This window comes from Wenzhouxiangella sp. 15190, from assembly GCF_003417465.1.
Taxonomy (GTDB): domain Bacteria; phylum Pseudomonadota; class Gammaproteobacteria; order Xanthomonadales; family Wenzhouxiangellaceae; genus Wenzhouxiangella.
In genome coordinates this window covers 1-14,535 of sequence record NZ_QVMV01000037.1, presented here as the reverse complement: position 1 = coordinate 14,535, position 14,535 = coordinate 1, and the positions used below count along the sequence as shown (strand labels likewise).

General features: G+C 65.1%; 12 protein-coding genes. 4 read left to right on the top strand and 8 right to left on the bottom strand.

The genetic code is table 11. The features are described from left to right. Positions 1 to 135: 135 nt before the first annotated feature. From ubiA to DZK26_RS14345, 7 genes are read right to left on the bottom strand one after another with little or no spacing between them, the layout of a single operon-like run. Positions 136 to 1,023: a 4-hydroxybenzoate octaprenyltransferase gene (gene ubiA, locus DZK26_RS10150; protein ID WP_116898726.1), complete on the bottom strand. Its 888-nt coding sequence runs from the start codon at positions 1,021 to 1,023 to the stop codon at positions 136 to 138. A gap of 3 nt (positions 1,024 to 1,026) precedes the next feature. After that, positions 1,027 to 1,686, bottom strand: coding sequence for an SPOR domain-containing protein (locus DZK26_RS10145; protein ID WP_116898727.1), 660 nt, complete (start codon positions 1,684 to 1,686; stop codon positions 1,027 to 1,029). Continuing rightward, the gene (locus DZK26_RS10140) at positions 1,683 to 2,417 is read right to left on the bottom strand and encodes a type III pantothenate kinase (protein ID WP_181918441.1); all 735 of its coding nucleotides are present in this window, start codon (positions 2,415 to 2,417) and stop codon (positions 1,683 to 1,685) included. The genes DZK26_RS10145 and DZK26_RS10140 overlap by 4 nt, the downstream gene beginning before the upstream one ends. Continuing rightward, positions 2,407 to 3,360, bottom strand: a complete 954-nt coding sequence (locus DZK26_RS10135) for a biotin--[acetyl-CoA-carboxylase] ligase (protein ID WP_147306692.1) — start codon at positions 3,358 to 3,360, stop codon at positions 2,407 to 2,409. The genes DZK26_RS10140 and DZK26_RS10135 overlap by 11 nt, the downstream gene beginning before the upstream one ends. Before the next feature lie 14 nt (positions 3,361 to 3,374). Next, positions 3,375 to 4,013: a glycerol-3-phosphate 1-O-acyltransferase PlsY gene (gene plsY / locus DZK26_RS10130; RefSeq protein ID WP_116898730.1), complete on the bottom strand. Its 639-nt coding sequence runs from the start codon at positions 4,011 to 4,013 to the stop codon at positions 3,375 to 3,377. Continuing rightward, positions 4,006 to 5,820, bottom strand: a complete 1,815-nt coding sequence (locus DZK26_RS10125; RefSeq protein WP_116898731.1) for a DAK2 domain-containing protein — start codon at positions 5,818 to 5,820, stop codon at positions 4,006 to 4,008. The genes plsY and DZK26_RS10125 overlap by 8 nt, the downstream gene beginning before the upstream one ends. Position 5,821: 1 nt before the next feature. Beyond that, entirely contained in the window at positions 5,822 to 6,052 is a 231-nt protein-coding gene (locus DZK26_RS14345) for a glutaredoxin family protein (protein WP_181918442.1), read from the bottom strand. A gap of 106 nt (positions 6,053 to 6,158) precedes the next feature. Here DZK26_RS14345 and DZK26_RS10115 point away from each other — a divergent pair, with 106 nt between their 5' ends. Continuing rightward, entirely contained in the window at positions 6,159 to 7,529 is a 1,371-nt protein-coding gene (locus DZK26_RS10115) for an L-serine ammonia-lyase (protein ID WP_116898732.1), read from the top strand. Beyond that, entirely contained in the window at positions 7,529 to 8,506 is a 978-nt protein-coding gene (locus tag DZK26_RS10110) for a M23 family metallopeptidase (RefSeq protein WP_116898733.1), read from the top strand. Before DZK26_RS10115 ends, DZK26_RS10110 begins: the two co-directional genes overlap by 1 nt. Positions 8,507 to 8,512: 6 nt before the next feature. Here the strand turns inward: DZK26_RS10110 and DZK26_RS10105 are convergent, their stop codons facing one another. Then, positions 8,513 to 10,189 carry a hypothetical protein gene (locus DZK26_RS10105; RefSeq protein WP_116898734.1) on the bottom strand — a complete coding sequence of 559 codons (1,677 nt, stop codon included), beginning with the start codon at positions 10,187 to 10,189 and terminating at the stop codon, positions 8,513 to 8,515. Positions 10,190 to 10,385: 196 nt separating this feature from the next. Here DZK26_RS10105 and DZK26_RS10100 point away from each other — a divergent pair, with 196 nt between their 5' ends. Both DZK26_RS10100 and DZK26_RS10095 read left to right on the top strand, forming a co-directional pair. After that, positions 10,386 to 11,987 (top strand): peptide chain release factor 3, encoded by a 1,602-nt coding sequence (locus DZK26_RS10100; protein ID WP_116898735.1) that lies wholly within the window; start codon positions 10,386 to 10,388, stop codon positions 11,985 to 11,987. Positions 11,988 to 12,168: 181 nt separating this feature from the next. Next, complete coding sequence (locus tag DZK26_RS10095) at positions 12,169 to 14,229, top strand: serine/threonine-protein kinase (protein WP_116898736.1); 2,061 nt, start codon at positions 12,169 to 12,171, stop codon at positions 14,227 to 14,229. Positions 14,230 to 14,535: the final 306 nt, after the last annotated feature.

Here is a 14,535-nt window from a genome sequence, read left to right as displayed (position 1 = left end):
CCCGGCAGCCTTCGGAGCCACCCCGTAACGAAAAGTGTCTACGAAAGCGGGGTCAGTCCAGGGCTTGGGGGGCGGCTTCGCCGCGTTGTCGGATCGAAGGCGGCGTAGGTCGCGGTCACATCCGCGACGTACGAGCTACCCAGAACCCCACAATGCCACTGCCGCACCGAGCCAGATGAACAATCCAACCCAGTGGTTGCTCAGGAAGGTGCGGAAACAGGCCGCCGGATCGCGTTCGCGGATGCGCCAGAGCTGGAGCTGGAAGTGGAGGAAGACCAGCGCCACGGCCGTGAACCAGGCTGGGTGAGGCAGGTAGCGCAGCCCGATTGTCAGCAGCAGCGCCGTCATCACGCCCATCAATGCGCCCAGGATGGGCACATCGGCGCGGCCGAAGGCGATGGCGGTGGATTTGACGCCGACCTTGAGGTCGTCGTCGCGGTCGGCCATGGCGTACTCGGTATCGAAAATCACCGTCCAGACGAAATTGGCGGCGAAAAGCCACCAGGCCAGAGCCGGTACCTGGCCGGCTTCGGCGGCGAAGGCCATGGGAATGGCCCAGCTGAAGGACGCGCCCAGCACCAGCTGCGGGAAATGCGTGAAGCGCTTGAAGAAGGGGTAGGTTGCGGCCAGCAGCGCGCCGAAAAAGGCCATCAGGATGGTCAACTGGTTGGTCAGCAGCACCAGCATGAAGGCGATGAGCAGCAAGCCGAAAAAGAGCATCAGCGCGTGTCGGGCGGCGATCTCGCCGGCGGCGATGGGGCGGTCGACAGTGCGCTGCACGTGCGGGTCGAGGTCGCGGTCGGCGTAGTCGTTGATGACGCAGCCGGCCGCACGCATGACGATGACCCCGAGCGTGAAGATCACCAGGTTCTTGATGCTGGGCACGCCGCCGGCGGCGAACCACAGGCCCCACCAGGTGGGCCAGAGCAAAAGGGCGATGCCGATGGGACGATCGAATCGCATCAGCCGCAGCCAGGGGCCGGCCGGGCTGGAGAAGATCCGGGCGCGCAATCGGAATTCCATGCTTCAGTCTCCGCTCAGGCTGTAATCGCTGCAGGGTACCTGGACGCGCTGGGCGCCGGGCGAGGCGCGCACGATAAAGCGCCACGGCGGGGATTCACCGGGTTCGACCCGGTAGTCCACCCAGAACTGCGGCACCGTTTCGCGCCGCACTTCGAGTTGGGCATCGAAGCCCAGAGCCCGAATCCGTCGCTGGCGATCGCGGGCGTTTTCGATGTTCTCGTAGAGACCGACGGAGACCGCGTTCTCCAGTGAGCCGCCGGCGACCACATAGTAGTCCTCGACGCCGCGCCCGGCCAGGTCACGCGTAAGATCGAGCGCTTCGCTGCGGTCGGCTGCGGGCAGATACACCCACCAGCCGCGATCACGGTCGGCTTCCGTCTGGCGGGTCTGCAACTGGCTGGCGAAAGGTGCCAGGCGGTCGCTGGCGCGCTGCTGGGCGAGCAGGGTCGGCAGCGGGCCGAGCGTGTAGCACGCCGGACCGGATTCGCCTTCCTCGCTGCCCGGCGACCCGACTAACTCGGCTCTGGGCAGACCGGGATCGAGCTCGGGCAGTTCACCGTCACGGTCCGATGTCGGGGACGCATCGAGGCGTCCGATCACGAAGATTACGGCGTTGACGACGATCAGGGCGACGGTGATCCAGCGCCAGTTGAGAGCATTCATTTCGCTTGCGTTGCAATGGCCAGTCCGTGAAGCACCAGGTGCTGTTCGTGCCGGGCCGGTCGCTCGAGAAGCGGAGCCAGCTCGGCGGCGTTTCCCCCGGTCAGCCACAGGCTGACATGATCCTTGACGGCGTGCTCGGCCGCGCGTACCGCGCGATCGATTCCGCCGGCGGCCAGCATCAGGCCGCCTCGTGCCAGCGCCGCGCCGGTTTCGCGGGCGGGCTGGTCGATTTCCGCGGCTTTGGGCAAGGGCACGTCGAGTCCCGGCGCGCAGGCGAACAAGCCGCCGCGAGCCGCCCGGATGCCGGCCATGATCCAGCCGCCGCGATGGCGCCCGTTGCCGTCGACGAGATCGACCGTGATGGCCGTCCCGCTATCGACCACCACGAAAGGGTCCTGCCCTTCCAGGCGGGGCTTCTGCAGCCCCAGCCATCGGTCGCAACCCAGCGAATCGTAGGCTGGTGCCACCGGCAGCCCACGATCACCGGTGGCCATGATATCGACTTGCATGCCGGCTTGTCGCAGAACATCGGCAATTCGCGCGACCGATTCGGGCCGGGATTGGCCCGACAGCAACGCGTGATCGCAGTTCATCTCGTCCAGCGCGGTGACCAGCGCATTCGGCGACTCGGTTTGCCCGTGCCCGATGCTACCCACCTCGAGAAGGCCGTTGTGAACGCGGCCCCATTTGATTCGCGCATGACCAATATCGACGACCAGATCAGCGGACACGGACACTCACCTCGCCGCTGGCCACGGCAACCGTTTCTCCGTCGGTCTCGACTTGCAGCCTGCCCTGTCGATCGACGCCGCGGGCGCTGCCCGTGGTTTCCGTTCCATCGCCGCGAATGACCCTGACCGGCCGGTCCCGGAGGGTGTCGAAATCGGGCCAGCGGGCCCGGACATCCTCGAAGCCGTTGCGATCGAAATCCGCCAGCGCGATGGCCAGCGCGTCGATCAGGGCGGCGGCCAACGCATTGCGGTCGATGGCCCGCCCGTGGTCTTCCAGCGCGGTTGCCTGCTGGTCGACGGCGTCCATGGCCGGTGTCCGGAACAGGTTGATACCGATGCCGATCACGGCACGGCAGGGTCCTTCGGCGGCGCCGCCGAGCTCGACCAGGCAGCCGCCGAGCTTGGCGTCGGCGACGAACAGGTCGTTGGGCCACTTCACCCTCACCGGCGCGCCGCTTGCGGCTTGAAGTGTTGCGGCCACGGTTACGCCGACGACCAGGCTCAGCGGCGCCAGCCCGGCCAGACCCGACTCGAAATGCCAGGCCAGCGACAGATATAGGCCGCTGCCCGGCGGCGATTGCCAGCCGCGTCCGTGCCGGCCGCGCCCGGCCGTCTGCGCCTCGGCCACCAGGGCGTGGGCGTGCGGACTGCCTGCGGCCATCAGGCGGGCATTGGTGGAGTCCACCGCCCCGGCGACGTCAACGTGAACGCCGGTCGATTCAATGTGCCCCCTGATGACTTCCTGGTCCAGTAAGTCGATGGCGTGTGGGAGACGGTAACCGTCTCCGGCCGTGCCCGAGATCTCCAGTCCCATCTTGCGCAGCGTCTGCATGCGCTTCCACACGGCCGCGCGCGTGATGCCGAGTTCTTCGGCCAGTGTTGCGCCGTTATGCAGCCGGCCGTCGGCCAGGCGGGCGTAAAGCTCGTGGATTCCGGGTTTCATGAAATCAAATTGTTTCAACGTCGCCTGAGCAGGCGTGCTTTCTCGAAACGATTCTCGTCGCCGGCGCGCATGCGCGCCAGGTTGGCGCGATGGGTGAAGACCAGCAGCACGGACAGGCCGATGGCCAGCGCGGCCAGGGCCGGGGGCAGGGGATCGGGACCCAGCGTCCACATCGAGGGCACCAGGCTCAGGCCCGCCAGGATAGTCGCCAGGCCGACGTAACCGGTGCCGACGAGGGTCACCACCCAGACCAGCAGCAGCGGCGCCAGGCACCAGGGGGCGACTACGGCAATGGCGCCCACGGCCGTACCCGCGCCCTTGCCGCCGCGGAAGCGGAAAAACACCGGCCAGACATGCCCGACGACGGCCATGAAGGCGCCGATGGCGGCCAGGGTGGTGAAATCGACCGGATTGGCTGCGACCAGCGGGGCGGCCAGCGGCAACAGGCCCGCGGCGAGTGCACCCTTGCCCACGTCGATGATGACCACGCCCAGTGCGAACTGCCAGCCGACCATTCGCAGGGCATTGGTGCCGCCGGCGTTGCCCGAGCCCATGCCGCGAATGTCGATTCCGCGCAGACGTCCAAGTAACAGGGCGCCGGAAATCGAGCCCAGCAGGTAGCCACCGACGAGCACGATGACGACTTCAATCATGGCGCGCCTCCGGCGGCTTCCACACGTGCATGCCGGCGATCAGGGTACCGGGGCCGGCGTGGGCGCCCACGGCCGGGCTGGCTTCGACCACCCAACAGGCATCGACGCGTGGATGGCCGGCGAGAATCCGTTTGCGCAAATCCTTCGCGTCGACCTCGGCATCGGTGTGGCTGATGATGATGCGGTAGGTGGCGTCGTCTTTCATCCGGCGCAGAAGGTAGCGGGCGAACTTCTCCACGGTTCGCTTGCGCCCGGCGATCACGCCCCGCGCGACGAGGTCGCCCTCGGGTGAGGTGGTCAGGATCGGATTGAGACGCAGATTGCGCGCCAGCTTCTCCATCCAGGGTTTGATGCGTCCGCCGCGCACACCCCAGCTAAGATCGCGCGCCAGGGCGAATGTCTTGAACGACCCGCGCATTTCCGTCAGCTTTGAGCGGATGGCGACTCGCTCCCAGCCTTTCGCTGCGGCCTCGGCGGCCCACAGCACCATCAGGCCCTGGCCGCAGGCGGCGTTGCGCGTGTCCATCACCTCGATGCGCTCGGGGTCGACACGCTCGGCGGTCTGGCGCGCGGCCTGCAGGGTGCCGCTGAGCCGGCCCGAGAGCTGTACGCCCAGCACTTCAAGGCCATGCGAGGTCAGCAGTTCGTATTGCCGCCGGAAATCGGCCGGCGGCGGCTGCGAGGTCTGCGGGTGGACCGGGGAGTCGGCCAGGCGCGCGTAGAACTGCGCCGGTGTCATGGTGAGCTTGTCGAGGAACTCCTCGTCGCCGAAGTTCAGCCGCACGGCCACCACATGGATGCCGAGGCGCTCGATCTCCTCGGCCGGCAGGTCGGCGGCCGAGTCGGTCAGGATGGCGACCTGGCCCTGGTGATTCATCAGGCCATGCTGGCGGGTCATGTCGTCGGCTTTCTGCTGCGTCAGCTCGCCGAATTCGCCGCACAGGCTGAAGATCTCGCCCGGGCTGTCGGTATGAATGTGTACGCGGGCCCGGCGTTCACCGCCGGCGACGACCAGGGAACTGGCGTCGAGTTCGTCCAGGCGCTCCCGCAGGCCGGCCACGTCCAGATCATTGCCCTCGATCAGGCATTCGGTGCAGAAACGGTGCTTGTCCGGCGCGGCGTGTTCCCCTGCGCTGGTGGTCGGCGGCACTTCGGCCTTGTCGGCAAAGCGCGGGATTTTGCCACTCTGCATGTAGCCCCAGATGCCCTCGAGCAGGTCGACGAAGCCCTGCGCGCCGGCGTCGACCACGCCGGCCTCGCGCAGGGCGGCCAGCTGGTCGGGCGTACCTGCCAGTGATTTGCGGGCGCGCTCGAGGCCGCGCCGGAACATCTCGCGGATGTCGTCGACGCCGTCGCGAGCGACACGCATGAGCTCATCGGCGAAGTCTTCCAGCACGGTGGGCAGCGTGCCGGGCACCGGCTCGGACATGGCCGACCAGGCCGAGCGCGCCCCCGCGGCGGATACCGTGGCCAGGCGCTCGCCGTCGAGCACCTGGAAATCGCGCGAGGATTCACTCAAGCCCTGGAAATACTGCGCCATGATCGCGCCGGAGTTGCCACGTGCGCCGTCGAGCGCGGCATCGGCCACGCCCCGCAGCAGTTCGGGCAGGTTGCGCGAAGGCCGACCCTCGATGGCGCGCCGCACGCTCGCCAGGGTAAAGACGAGGTTCGTACCAGTGTCGCTGTCGGCAACCGGAAATACGTTGATCGCGTTGATGTGATCGCGCTGGCGAAACACGTTGGCGATACCGGCCAGCAGCGCCTGCTCCAGCCGGCCGGCGTCGACGTGGGAAATGGCCTGCTTCACGTCAGTCGGCGACCAGTTCGCGCACCTGCGAAGCGGTGAACGGCCAGGACAGCTTTTCGCCGGTTTCGGTGTTGTGCAGCACCGGAATCTTGTCGCCGTAGCGGTCGAGCAACGCCAGGTCGGATTCGATGTCGACCTTTTCGTAGGCGCTGCCGAAGCCGCCTTCGGCGAGCAGGGTTTCGGCCTTGTCGCACAGACTGCAGTCCGGGCGTGTGTAGAACTTGAGTTTCATGGATGTTCTCGGCGCAGTTTGCGGTCGCAGAGTGTTGCATTTTAGCGTCAATGAATCCAGTACGCTCCGATGTTGTCGAAGGCGCAAAGACGCTACACTTCGAATCATGGCTGTCAGTATTTTCGACCTTTTCAAGATCGGCATTGGTCCGTCGAGCTCGCACACCGTCGGCCCGATGCGAGCGGCGGCGACTTTCATCGATCGCCTGGCCTCATCCGGCCAAATAGGCGAGGTGGCCCGCGTGCAGACGGACCTGTTCGGTTCGCTCGGACACACCGGCCGCGGTCACGGCTCCGATCGTGCCGTGATTCTGGGTCTGGAGGGCGAGATGCCCGATCGGGTCGATCCCGATCATATTCCGCGCCGCATGGACGAGATCGCCGAGTCGGGCCGCATGCGCCTGGCCGGCGAGCACGAGATTGCCGTCGATCTGCGCAAGGATCTGGTCTTCCACAAGCGCAAGACCCTGCCGCACCACCCCAACGGCATGCGTTTCACCGCTTTCGATGCAGAAGATAACGAGCTGCTTTCGCGCGAGTACTACTCGGTCGGCGGCGGTTTCGTGGTCAACGCCGACGAGGCGGCGGCCGACCGAATCGTCGCCGACGAGACACCGATGAAGTATCCCTTCACCACCGGCGACGAACTACTCGCCATCTGCGCCGATCACGATCTGCGCATCAGCGACGTGATGTTGGCCAACGAGACTGCCTGGCGCAGCGAAGACGAGATTCGCGACGGCCTGCTGACGATCTGGGCGGCAATGCAGGAATGCGTCGATCGCGGCATCGGCATGGAAGGAACGTTGCCCGGCGGCCTCAAGGTTTCGCGCCGGGCGCCGGCGCTGTACAAGAAGCTGGCTGCGCGCGCGAAGGAAGACAACCTCGACCAGCTCGACTGGATCAACCTCTATGCCCTGGCCGTCAACGAGGAAAACGCTGCCGGCGGGCGGGTTGTGACCGCGCCGACCAACGGCGCGGCCGGCATCATCCCCTCGGTGCTGCACTACTACCGGCGCTTCATCGAGGGCGCCGACGAGGATGGCGTCATCGAATTCCTGCTCACCGCCGGGGCGATCGGCATTCTGTACAAGGAGAATGCCTCCATTTCCGGCGCGGAGGTCGGCTGCCAGGGCGAAGTGGGCGTGGCCTGCTCGATGGCCGCCGGCGGGCTGACGGCCGCGCTCGGCGGCAGCATGGGTCAGGTCGAGAACGCCGCCGAGATCGGCATGGAGCACAACCTGGGCCTGACCTGTGATCCGGTCGGCGGGCTGGTGCAGATTCCCTGCATCGAGCGCAATGCCATGGGTTCGGTCAAGGCGGTCAACGCCATGCGCATGGCCATGGCCGGCGACGGCAAGCATCGCGTCAGCCTCGACAAGGTAATCAAGACGATGCGCGATACCGGGGCCGACATGAAGTCGAAGTACAAGGAGACTTCAAGGGGTGGGTTGGCTGTGAATGTCATCGAGTGTTGATGCGCAGTGTTAAGTGTGAAGTGTTGAGTGTGAAGTGGGCTGGGCGTGGATTGATCTGGCGGCTCTGTGTCCTGGGTCTTGGGTTGGTGCTGTCGTTGGGGGCAATGGGGCAGACGATTTATATCTGGGAAGACGAGGAGGGGATCCAGCACTTCACCGATCGCAAGCCGGAGACCGATCGTGAAGTCACCATCCAGCGTGCCCGGGCCGAGCCGCAGCGCCTGGTCGACGTGGTCAAGGCCGGGACCGAAGCCAATCGGGTCTGGTTGTTCCGCAATCGAATCCACGGGCCGGTGACGGTTCGTGTTTCCCTGGCTGAGGCCAACAACGTGGTCAGCGAGCCTCCACTACCGGCGGACTTCGTGCTCGACGCGCTCGAGGAGCGTGAACTGGTCACGCTGGGGCCGCTGAACGAACGCCGCTCCTCTTCTTACCGCTTCAGGACGGCCAGCCTGCCCGGAAGCATCGAGGCCGAGCATGCGCCAAGGCGCTCGTATCGACCGCCGATCGCGCCGGGCAGTCGCTTTCGCGTCGGCCAGGCCTTCGGTGGTGAGTACAGCCACAAGAGCCCTTCCGGTTTTCATGCGGTCGACATCCAGATGCCGGTGGGAACGCCCGTGCACGCCGCGCGCGAAGGCGTGGTGATGGCGGTTGCCCGCTACTTTCATAAAGCCGGCGAGGATCTCGAACGCGACGGTCCGCGCGCCAACTACGTGCGCATCGTCCACGAGGACGGCTCGATGGCGCTCTATGCCCACCTCGACTACGAAGGTGTGCTCGTGCGCGAGGGCCAGCGCGTCGAACGCGGCGATCGCATCGCGCGCTCGGGCAATACCGGTTACAGCAGTGGGCCGCACCTGCACTTCGCCGTGCAGGTCAATCGCGACATGGAGCTGACTTCGGTACCGTTCGAGTTCGAGGGAGAGAGGGGACAGGCATTTGCCCCGGAGCCGGGGCAAATGCTCACGGCCGAGTAGTAAGGTTCAGTCGCACTCGGCCAGCATGGGCTGCGCGAGGTGCTCGAGGGAGGATTCACCGGAGCCGTACCCGTCGAGCTCAGAGTCCCAGGATACTTTTGCACTGCCGTCTTCATGGAACGCCAGTCTCAGGCTGCCCCAGTCGATATTATTGATTTCACTGCTGTCGAAGTCGGGGCCGAACGCGGTGCCGACCGGTTGAACCATCGCGTCGAAGTCGAGCGCCGCAACCGCACCGCCAGGGAGTGGTGTTCCGATGTCGATGCCACTCTCGAACTCCCCGACACCAACAATCCAGGCCTGTTGGCCGGAATCGTCCGGGGTGTAGGTAAACCAGTAAATGACGGCGCGATCATCGGGCAACACCTCCAGAATGAAGCCTTCACCCGAGCGCTCGGGGTTGTACCAGGCACCTGAGAATTCCTGATGAGTCGACTGATTGGCGCAAGACGTGCCAGCCAGACTCGACAGTCGCTGATACTCGCGCCGATCGGACAGGCTGTTGCCGTAGCAGCTAAGCGGCAGCGGATAGGGCACCACACAGGAGTTGCTGGTCTCGTCGATGTAGACGCGCTCGGCCATGATGCGATCGCTTCCCAGTCGGTCAATTCGGAAGCTGCCGCGGTTCTCGATTGAGTTCTCCTCATCCTCCAGAAGGCCGGAGTCGAATTGGCCCCTCGTGCGGAGGAGTTCGCGCCAGGACACGCTGTCCTCGTCCGCAGATTCGGCGCCGACAAGCCACTGCTGCTTGCCGTTTTCGTCGAAGGTGAAGAAGTAGTTCAGCACTGTTCCATTGTCGAGTGTGTGCACCACGATGCCTTCGCCGCTGCGATCCGGATCGAACCAGCTACCGCTGATCGCCGGGTTGATGGGCTGGCGCTCGCCGGAGAGGCAGTTCTCGAACTCGCCGGCGACATGATGTTCCTCGAGCCACTCACGAAATTCGACGTTCTCGGGGATTGCCCAGTCGTTCCAGCACAGGTTCAGGCCGCCGCCCCAGCGGCTCGAACCGTTGTGCGGCATGAAGCTTCCTTCCATCAGGGAGGTCGGCAGTGCCCCCGAGAATTGGTTATCAGACAGGTCGAGAAACCGGCCGCCGCCTCTGGGTGCATCCTCCAGCAGATTTCCTGGCATACCTTCGAGGCGGTTGTTGGCCAGGCTCAACCACTTTGGCCCATCCCAGCCTTCGGGGACTTCACCCTCGAAATCGTTGCCGGACAGGTCCAGATACCAGTTGAAGTCGGAGGTTTCCGCGCTCATTTCGGCCGGCAGGCTGCCGTCGAACAGATTGTTTGAAAGATCGACCCGACCAGGGGAAGCTGGCAGGCGATCGAGGGTGCCACCCAGCTCGTTGTCGCTCAGATCCAGGCGATCATGGACGATCTCGAAGATGCGGGTGTCCAGCGTGCCGGAGAGACTGTTGCCCGGGAGCTCCACGGCGTGTACGAGGTCGCGCTCGTTTTCGGATCGGGACCGGCACTCGACCCCGTACCAGTCGCAGGGATCGCTACCGGGCTGCAGCCAGCCGTCGTTGCGAAACCACTCATCGCCGTTGGCCGCCTCGTAGAAGGCTTGAAGGATATCGCGCTCGGTATCGGTGATTTCGGCGCTGACGGGCGTCAGCATGGTAAGGAGTAAGCAAGCTGGCAGCAAGTGCCGGGTGACGCGGCGAAAAGAAATCATTGCTTATCTCCCACGGAATAATCAGCCAGCTTGGGATAGATCAGGCGTTGGACGGGGAAGCTACCGCCGCCGAAACCAATTCCCCTGGATGGATACTACTGAAGCGGTCCGAGTTGCGCAAATCCGGCGTGGTGGTCCCGTGCGTCGGAGTGGGTCGCGCCGGTATAATGGCGCGTTTTCCTTCAACGGCTGCACGATGCCCCGACTGACCGACGAAATCGAACGCCGGCGAACGTTTGCGATCATCTCGCACCCCGACGCCGGCAAGACCACGCTGACCGAAAAGTTCCTGCTGTTCGGCGGGGCGATCCAGCTCGCCGGTTCGGTGAAGTCGCGCAAGGCCTCGCGTCATGCCACCTCCGACTGGATGGAGATGGAAAAGGAGCGCGGCATCTCGATCACCTCCTCGGTGATGCAGTTTCCCTACCACGAGCGCATCGTCAACCTGCTCGACACCCCGGGCCATGCCGACTTCTCCGAGGATACCTATCGCGTTTTGACCGCCGTCGACTCCGCGCTGATGGTCATCGACTGCGCCAAGGGCGTGGAGGAGCGAACCATCAAGCTGATGGACGTGTGCCGCATGCGCGACACGCCGATCTTTACCTTCATCAACAAGCTCGACCGCGAGGGAAGAGAGCCGATCGAGCTGCTCGACGAGGTCGAGGAAGTGCTCGGCATCGAATGCGCGCCGGTGACCTGGCCGATCGGCATGGGACGGCGCCTCAAGGGTATCTACCATTTGCTCCGCGACGAGATCCATATCTATGAGTCGGGCAAGAACTACATGCGCCAGGACCCGCAGGTCATCGCCGGCATCGACTCGCCCGAGGCCGATGAGGCGTTGGGCGACATGGCAGCCGAACTGCGTGACGAGATCGAACTGGTTGCCGGCGCCAGCCACGACTTCGACCTGGCGCGTTACCTCAAGGGCGAACAGACCCCGGTGTTCTTCGGGTCGGCGCTGAATAACTTCGGCGTGATTCCGCTACTCGACGAGTTTGTCGAGCACGCGCCCCAGCCCCAGCCGCGCGCCACGCTGAGCCGGGACGTCGATCCTTCCGAGGAAAAGGTGACCGGCTTCGTGTTCAAGGTGCAGGCCAATATGGACCCTGCCCACCGTGATCGCATGGCCTTCATGCGCGTTTGTTCCGGACGCTTCGAGAAGGGTATGAAGCTGCATCACGTTCGTATCGGCAAGGAACAGCGCACCCACGGCGCGTTGACTTTCATGGCCGACGAGCGCGCCACGGCCGAATACGCCTACCCCGGCGATATCGTCGGCCTGCACAACCACGGCACGATCGGCATCGGCGATACCTTTACCGAGGGCGAGAAACTGCAGTTTGCCGGCATCCCGAGCTTCGCGCCCGAGCTGTTTCGACGGGTACAGCTCAAGGATCCGCTCAAGCTCAAGGCCCTGACCAAGGGACTGACCCAGCTCTCGGAAGAAGGCGCGACGCAGTTCTTCAAGCCCCTGATCGGCAACGACCTGGTCGTCGGCGCCGTCGGCCTGCTGCAGTTCGACGTGGTGGCCTATCGGTTGAAAGAGGAATACAACGTCGAGGCGGTGTTCGAGGCGGTCAATGTCGCCACCTGCCGCTGGGTCAGTGCTGACTCCGACCGGGAGCTGGAGAAATTCCGCAACAAGAACGAACAGCACCTGGCCGAAGATGGCGGCGGCCGCCTGGTTTACCTGGCGCCCACCCGCGTGAACCTGCAGCTGGCCGAGGAACGCCATCCCGAGATCACCTTCCGCGCCACGCGCGAGGTCAGCGTCTACGTCGACACTGACTGACTCGTCCCTTCCCGGGCCCGAAAAGGCGCGCTGACCGTTTTTCAGCGGGTTTGACGTTATCTAAGAATAGCGATGAACCGGGCCGGAACCGGTTCAGCCGGAGTTTAGCTCTCCCTTTGCTATATTCGCTGGCAGGCAGCCGGCGTAGCGGCGGAGGGACAAGGGGAAGGAGGAAGCAGTCATGGCACAGGTACTGGGGCGCTATCACATCATCAGCGAGCTTGGCCGCGGTGGCATGGGTGTGGTCTACAAGGCGCTCGACCCAAAGCTCGAACGCTTCATCGCCATCAAGTGCCTGAGCGAGGAACTCAGTGCCGACGAGATCGTCGTCGCCCGGTTCCTGCGCGAAGCACGCAACGTGGCTGCACTCAATCACCCCAACATCGCCCAGATCTTCGTCGCCGACGAGCACGAGGGCAAGCCCTACTTCGTCATGGAATACGTCGACGGCGAGTCGCTGGCCGACTTCATCGACCGTGAGGGCCAGTGCTCGCCCGAAATGGCCCGCCGGGTGACCGAGCAGGCGGCCAATGCGCTCTCGGCTGCCGCCGAAGAGGGAATCGTCCATCGCGACGTCAAGCCCGGCAACATCATGATCGACCGGCGGGGCCGAGCCGTCCTGACCGACTTCGGCATCGCCTGCGTGACTGCCGAGCAGTCAGAGTCGGGCAGCCAGTCGATCATGGGCACGCCCGGCTACTTGCCGCCGGAGGCGCTCAGCGGCGGCCCGGTGGATTCGAGAAGCGACATGTTCGCGCTCGGCGCGGTCTGGTACGAAATGCTCACCGGCCAGCGATTGATGCCCGGGCGCGATCTCAAGGAGACCTTCACGCAGTTGGCCGCCGGCGATTTTCCGGACCTGTCCGCGGTCGAGGGCAAGGTCGACGAGCGGGTCGTCGAAATCCTGCGAACCCTGCTGGCTGTCCAGCCGGGGGACCGATATGCCGACTGGTCGGGCCTGCTGACGGACATGGAACCGCTCAAGACCGGCCGCACGGGACCGGTCGAGCGCCCGGATTCCGGCCCGTCGACGGCCGAACGGGAAGTGACCGCGGCGCTGGCGACCGAACGCACGGCCCGGCAGACGGCGGCTGCAACCGCCAGTGCGCCGGAAGCAACTGCCGTGCTGCAGACCGAGACCGAAAGCCGGCATCCCGTGCCGGCACAACAGGAAGCGGCGCCACGCCGACGTTCATTCGCCGCCGTTGCGATCGTGCTTGTCCTCGTCCTGGCCCTGGCCGCCGCCGGTCTCGGCCTTGCGTACGTGGCACCGTCGACCTGGAACAAGATGACCGCCTGGTTGCCCGGCGGTGAAGAACAGCCGGCCGCTGCTGCATCGGCCGCCACTGAATCCGAAACGGCGTTGGCGGATGCGGCCACGGCGGATACCGACGCAGATGGTGCGGCCGCGTCCGGGCAAGACGAGCAGGCTTCAGCTACGGATGCCAAAGAGTTGGCCCGGGCCGGCCTGGCGGTGGCCGATGGAGACTCGGGTGAACAGGCGCCAATCGACGAAGGCGGCGGTTCGGAAGCGGGCTTGAAGAGTGAGTCGGGCGAGTCCCAGTCGGCGGTCGGTGGCTCGCCAACCGAGGAGTCGGCGCCGGGCGAATCTCCTGCGGTTGCCGATGGGGCGGCGGCCTCCTCGTCGGTGCCGGAACAGGCAGGCCCTGGTAACCAGGCCGCCGATGCCTCGACACCGGCATCCGCGGAAAGCGATGATCGCAGCCTGGCCATGGCCGATTCAGACGCAGCCGAAGTTGCTGCAGTTCCGGAATCCGACGCACCCAGCCGGCCAGCTGCACCGCCACCGCCGCGCGGTATCGTGGTCCTCGGCGTCGGCGATCCGGTGATCGCCGATCCCATGGTGCGCGAGATCGAATCGGCCTTGCGCGGCGGATCCCATCCGCTCGTTCAGCCCAATTTCATTAGCGGTTACCGCGATCACGTCCAGGGCGAAGAACTCGACCTGGCCGGCCTTGCCGACCCGGCGCTGGATGCCGGCGCCCGCTACGTGGTGGTGGCCCGGGCGCTGCCGGCCGGCGAGCGTGAACTGCAGTATTACAACCGCGTCGAAACGGCTTTCATCGCCCAGCTCGAGGCCGTCACCTATGACCTGCATGCCATGCAGAAAATGGGCTCGTCGCCCGTCGAGCAGATCGAGTTCACTTCACTCAACGCCACCCGTCGGGCGGTTGATTCCGTACGGCCCTGGTTGGCCGGGATTCGTGATCAATTTGATTGATGTTGGTTGCCACTGCGTAGGGTGCCCATAGGGAGCTGCATCCAGCCTCTTGCTACCTTCTGATATTGGCGCTACCGCACGCGGTGGTGGCCTCGACACTTCAAAATCTGTTTCGCCCGGCGCGCTTCGCGCGCTCTTGCGGTGGCGCCTTCAATGCCTCATTGGCAAACAGCTTGTTGCCACCGCCCGCGGTGCGGGCTTCGACAAGTCAAAATATATTCCGCCCGCCTGCTCCGCAGGCTTATGGCGGGTAACTTTTCTCTCGCGCGAGAAAAGTAACCAAAAGCGCGCTTAAAAGAAGGCGGC

Coding starts and splice junctions, on each gene's coding strand:
- plsY (WP_116898730.1), bottom strand. CDS start 4,013: ATGATTGAAGTCGTCATCGTGCTCGTCGGTGGCTACCTGCTGGGCTCG.
- DZK26_RS10115 (WP_116898732.1), top strand. CDS start 6,159: ATGGCTGTCAGTATTTTCGACCTTTTCAAGATCGGCATTGGTCCGTCG.
- DZK26_RS10100 (WP_116898735.1), top strand. CDS start 10,386: ATGCCCCGACTGACCGACGAAATCGAACGCCGGCGAACGTTTGCGATC.
- DZK26_RS10145 (WP_116898727.1), bottom strand. CDS start 1,686: ATGAATGCTCTCAACTGGCGCTGGATCACCGTCGCCCTGATCGTCGTC.
- DZK26_RS10095 (WP_116898736.1), top strand. CDS start 12,169: ATGGCACAGGTACTGGGGCGCTATCACATCATCAGCGAGCTTGGCCGC.
- ubiA (WP_116898726.1), bottom strand. CDS start 1,023: ATGGAATTCCGATTGCGCGCCCGGATCTTCTCCAGCCCGGCCGGCCCC.
- DZK26_RS10110 (WP_116898733.1), top strand. CDS start 7,529: ATGCGCAGTGTTAAGTGTGAAGTGTTGAGTGTGAAGTGGGCTGGGCGT.
- DZK26_RS14345 (WP_181918442.1), bottom strand. CDS start 6,052: ATGAAACTCAAGTTCTACACACGCCCGGACTGCAGTCTGTGCGACAAG.
- DZK26_RS10135 (WP_147306692.1), bottom strand. CDS start 3,360: ATGAAACCCGGAATCCACGAGCTTTACGCCCGCCTGGCCGACGGCCGG.
- DZK26_RS10105 (WP_116898734.1), bottom strand. CDS start 10,189: ATGATTTCTTTTCGCCGCGTCACCCGGCACTTGCTGCCAGCTTGCTTA.